At 46.7% G+C, this 4,185-nt stretch carries 4 protein-coding genes, 4 tRNA genes and 1 pseudogene; 2 read left to right on the top strand and 7 right to left on the bottom strand.

The genetic code is table 11. The annotated features are described in order from the left end of the window. From FEK43_RS22430 to FEK43_RS22410, 5 genes are all read right to left on the bottom strand, one after another. Positions 1-155: GTP-binding protein (locus tag FEK43_RS22430; protein WP_001690099.1), on the bottom strand; the 155-nt coding region annotated here is incomplete at its 3' end. 114 nt (positions 156-269) lie between these two features. After that, positions 270-345 (bottom strand) — tRNA-Thr (locus tag FEK43_RS22425). 6 nt (positions 346-351) lie between these two features. Then, positions 352-426: transfer RNA gene (locus FEK43_RS22420), tRNA-Gly, on the bottom strand. 116 nt (positions 427-542) lie between these two features. Beyond that, positions 543-627, bottom strand: a tRNA-Tyr gene (locus FEK43_RS22415). Positions 628-635: 8 nt separating this feature from the next. Next, a tRNA-Thr gene (locus FEK43_RS22410) sits at positions 636-711 on the bottom strand. Positions 712-730: 19 nt separating this feature from the next. Between FEK43_RS22410 and FEK43_RS23415 the strand changes: the two are divergent. Both FEK43_RS23415 and coaA read left to right on the top strand, forming a co-directional pair. Then, positions 731-881, top strand: a pseudogene (locus FEK43_RS23415) (hypothetical protein); the annotation flags it as partial. 192 nt (positions 882-1,073) lie between these two features. Beyond that, positions 1,074-2,024 carry a type I pantothenate kinase gene (coaA, locus tag FEK43_RS22405; RefSeq protein WP_000023076.1) on the top strand — a complete coding sequence of 317 codons (951 nt, stop codon included), beginning with the start codon at positions 1,074-1,076 and terminating at the stop codon, positions 2,022-2,024. Positions 2,025-2,052: 28 nt separating this feature from the next. Here the strand turns inward: coaA and birA are convergent, their stop codons facing one another. After that, a complete protein-coding gene (birA, locus tag FEK43_RS22400; protein ID WP_135406466.1) occupies positions 2,053-3,018 on the bottom strand; it encodes a bifunctional biotin--[acetyl-CoA-carboxylase] ligase/biotin operon repressor BirA in 966 nt (321 codons plus the stop codon). Then, positions 3,015-4,043 (bottom strand): UDP-N-acetylmuramate dehydrogenase, encoded by a 1,029-nt coding sequence (gene murB / locus FEK43_RS22395; protein WP_130261282.1) that lies wholly within the window; start codon positions 4,041-4,043, stop codon positions 3,015-3,017. The genes birA and murB overlap by 4 nt, the downstream gene beginning before the upstream one ends. Between the last annotated feature and the right edge of the window lie 142 nt (positions 4,044-4,185).

Raw genomic sequence — 4,185 nt, 5'->3', positions numbered from 1 at the left:
TTATCGATCTGGTCGAATGCGCGAGCAGCACCGCCGTAGGTTTTAGCCAGTACGGTAGTGATTGCAGCGGTCAGCGTTGTTTTACCATGGTCAACGTGGCCGATAGTACCGACGTTAACGTGCGGTTTTGTACGTTCAAACTTTTCTTTAGACATCGATTGTCCCTCTAAGACACGGATAAATCGGTGATATCACCACATCAACCAGGCAACATGCCCGACTTGTTGAATGCAATAAACAGAAGGAAAAAACAGGGAGGAGAAAAGAAGTGGTGCTGATAGGCAGATTCGAACTGCCGACCTCACCCTTACCAAGGGTGCGCTCTACCAACTGAGCTATATCAGCACATCTTGGAGCGGGCAGCGGGAATCGAACCCGCATCATCAGCTTGGAAGGCTGAGGTAATAGCCATTATACGATGCCCGCATCCTGGAACTCGGCTACCTGATTTTCATTCTGCACTGAATATCGAGAGAAGCTCTCTTTATTCGAGCCGGTAAGCGAACTTATCGTCTCGGGCTACGCCATCGCGTGGCCGAAATTGGTGGTGGGGGAAGGATTCGAACCTTCGAAGTCTGTGACGGCAGATTTACAGTCTGCTCCCTTTGGCCGCTCGGGAACCCCACCGGACTTGATGGTGCCGACTACCGGAATCGAACTGGTGACCTACTGATTACAAGTCAGTTGCTCTACCTACTGAGCTAAGTCGGCATCAAGTAGCGCGCATTCTATGGAGACATGCGAGTTCATGCAACTAAAAAATTGCATAATTTGTTTTATTGGTCACATTTTACGCGACACGATGAATAAACAGCCGAATTGCGAGCAGATTAGCATATTTTTTCAGCATCACTCTGCATTAACAATGCGCGCCAGCTAAAACACAATTCTTTTTATCAGATGGAATATCTGTCACATTGCTTTTCAACGATAGCTTCCTGGAAGAGATTTTTTCTTATTATTCCTCCCCATCTGGTGTTACCCTCCTGCCCATTAACCCATTCAACAGAACTGTGACGCGCCATGGCAAATATCGCTTTGCCGATAGAGCTATGACCGCCAGAAACATGCTTATGAGTATAAAAGAGCAAACGTTAATGACGCCTTACCTACAGTTTGACCGCAACCAGTGGGCAGCTCTGCGTGATTCCGTACCTATGACGTTATCGGAAGATGAGATCGCCCGTCTCAAAGGTATAAATGAAGATCTCTCGTTAGAAGAAGTTGCCGAGATTTACTTGCCTTTATCACGTTTGCTGAACTTCTATATAAGCTCGAACCTGCGCCGTCAGGCAGTTCTGGAACAGTTTCTTGGCACTAACGGACAACGCATTCCTTACATTATCAGTATTGCTGGTAGCGTCGCGGTAGGGAAAAGTACGACTGCTCGTGTGTTACAGGCACTATTAAGCCGTTGGCCGGAACACCGTCGTGTTGAACTGATCACCACCGATGGTTTTCTTCATCCCAACAAAGTGCTTAAAGAACGTGGCCTGATGAAGAAGAAAGGCTTCCCGGAATCGTATGATATGCATCGTCTGGTAAAGTTTGTTTCCGATCTCAAATCCGGCGTGCCAAACGTTACAGCACCTGTTTACTCGCATCTTATTTATGATGTGATCCCGGATGGAGATAAAACTGTTGTTCAGCCTGATATTTTAATTCTTGAAGGGTTAAATGTCTTACAGAGCGGGATGGATTATCCACACGATCCACATCATGTATTTGTTTCTGATTTTGTCGATTTTTCGATATATGTTGATGCTCCGGAAGACTTACTTCAGACATGGTATATCAACCGTTTTCTGAAATTCCGCGAAGGGGCTTTTACAGACCCGGATTCCTATTTTCATAACTACGCGAAATTAACTAAAGAAGAAGCTATTAAGACTGCCATGACGTTGTGGAAAGAGATCAACTGGCTGAACTTAAAGCAAAATATTCTACCTACTCGCGAGCGCGCCAGTTTAATCCTGACGAAAAGTGCTAATCATGCGGTAGAAGAGGTCAGACTACGCAAATAATTTTCAGGGGAGCTAATGCTCCCCTTTCTTATTTTTCTGCACTACGCAGGGATATTTCACCCCCCATCCAGGGTTTTATTATTCCATCCTGCTCAAGCAATAAAGCGCCCTGTTTGTCTATTCCGCGTGAAATGCCAAATATTTCTTTATCACCAATGATAAGTTTCACTGGGCGATTAATAAAATTATCCAACTTTTCCCAGCGCGAAAGATAAGGTGCCAATCCTTCTTGCTCGAAGAGTTCCAGCGCCGCGCGTAATTCACGTATTAGCATGGCCGCCAACATATTACGATCGAGATTGATCCCCGCTTCCTGCAGCGTGATCCACCCCTGATTAACGACACTCTCTTCAACACGACGCATTGCCATGTTGATCCCAGCACCAATGACAATTTGTGCCGCATCGCCGGTTTTGCCAGTCAGCTCCACAAGAATGCCTGCCAGCTTGCGATCCTGCAGATAGAGGTCATTAGGCCATTTAACACGAACTTTATCTGCTCCTAGCTTGCGTAATACTTCCGCCATCACGATACCGATAACCAGACTCAAACCAATAGCCGCCGCCGGGCCTTGTTCCAGACGCCAGAACATCGACAAATATAAGTTTGCGCCAAAAGGCGAAAACCATTTCCGACCTCGGCGACCACGGCCAGCCTGCTGGTATTCTGCAACGCAGGCATCGCCCGATTTAAGCTCTCCGATACGGTCAAGGAGATATTGATTCGTGGAGTCAATAACTGGCAGCACGGCTACACTACCGCCATCCAGCTGACTCAATATCTGTTCAGCATTAAGTAACTGGATGGGCTCAGGCAGGCTGTATCCTTTACCCGGAACGGTAAAGACATCAACACCCCAGTCACGCAGTGTCTGAATGTGTTTATTAATAGCCGCCCGGCTCATTCCTAACGTTTCACCCAGCTGCTCGCCAGAGTGAAATTCACCGTTCGCTAACAGCGCGATTAATTTCAGTGGAACGGTATTATCCTTCATGAAATCGTCTCCACTGCGCTAACTTCACCTGATGCACCAATAAAGCGAACTTCTGGCTCAAGCCAGACATTAAATTTTTCACCCACTTTCTGTCTTACATGATGTGCCAGTTGCACGACATCTTCGCTTTTTGCATTGTCTTCATTAATGAGAACTAACGCCTGTTGACGGTGCACCGCAGCCCCACCCATTTGCATCCCTTTTAGCTGGCACTGATCGATAAGCCAACCTGCTGCCAGTTTTACTGAACCATCCGCCTGGGGGTAATTTGGTGCTGTTGGAAATTGTGCCAGTAATGCTTTAGCCGTTTCGGCAGATACAACAGGGTTTTTGAAGAAACTACCGGCATTGCCATTCACTTTTGGGTCAGGGAGTTTGGTGGTGCGCATATGACACACCGCATCAAATACTTGCTGTGGCGTTACTGTTGTAGGATCCAGACGAGTTAAGTCACCATACGTTAGTACAGGTTGCCACTCTTTTGGCAGACGCAGACCTACGGCTACAATGGCGAAGCGGTCCTGGTATTCATGTTTAAAAATACTGTCGCGATAGCCAAAACGGCACTCTTTAGCTGTTAAACGCTCTTGCTTGCCTGTCGCCAGTTCAACACAGTCAACATAAGCGCAAACTCGCTGTAATTCTACACCATAAGCCCCAATATTCTGGATAGGTGATGAACCAACACAACCAGGAATTAATGCCAGATTTTCCAGACCAGGCATACCTTCCTGCAAAGTGTATTTTACCAGGCGATGCCAGTTTTCTCCGGCTCCTACATGTAAATACCACGCATCAGGTTTATCATGAATTTCGATACCTTTGATCCGGTTGATGATCACCGTACCGCGATAGTCTTCCAGAAAAAGTACATTACTTCCTTCACCCAGAATAAGAACGGGTTGTCCTTCTGCGGTTGCATGCTGCCAGGCATTGAGTAATTGTTGTTCGTCTTCGGCACATACAATGTGCTGAGCATTATGATCAATGCCAAATGTGTTCCAGGGTTTTAAGGAGTGGTTCATAGCTGCTTTCCTGATGCAAAAACGAGGCTAGTTTACCGTATCTACGGGGGGATGGCTTGTAGATATGACGATAGGAAGAGTTTGTAGAAACGCAAAAAGGCCATCCGTCAGGATGGCCTTCTGCTTTATTTGATGCCTGGCA

It is taken from the genome of Escherichia sp. E2562, assembly GCF_005781075.1.
In the GTDB taxonomy this organism is placed as follows: Bacteria; Pseudomonadota; Gammaproteobacteria; order Enterobacterales; family Enterobacteriaceae; genus Escherichia.
Note: the sequence above shows the minus strand (reverse complement) of the source record. Positions and strands in the feature narration are given on the sequence as shown.

Coding starts and splice junctions, on each gene's coding strand:
- coaA (WP_000023076.1), top strand. CDS start 1,074: ATGAGTATAAAAGAGCAAACGTTAATGACGCCTTACCTACAGTTTGAC.
- birA (WP_135406466.1), bottom strand. CDS start 3,018: ATGAAGGATAATACCGTTCCACTGAAATTAATCGCGCTGTTAGCGAAC.
- murB (WP_130261282.1), bottom strand. CDS start 4,043: ATGAACCACTCCTTAAAACCCTGGAACACATTTGGCATTGATCATAAT.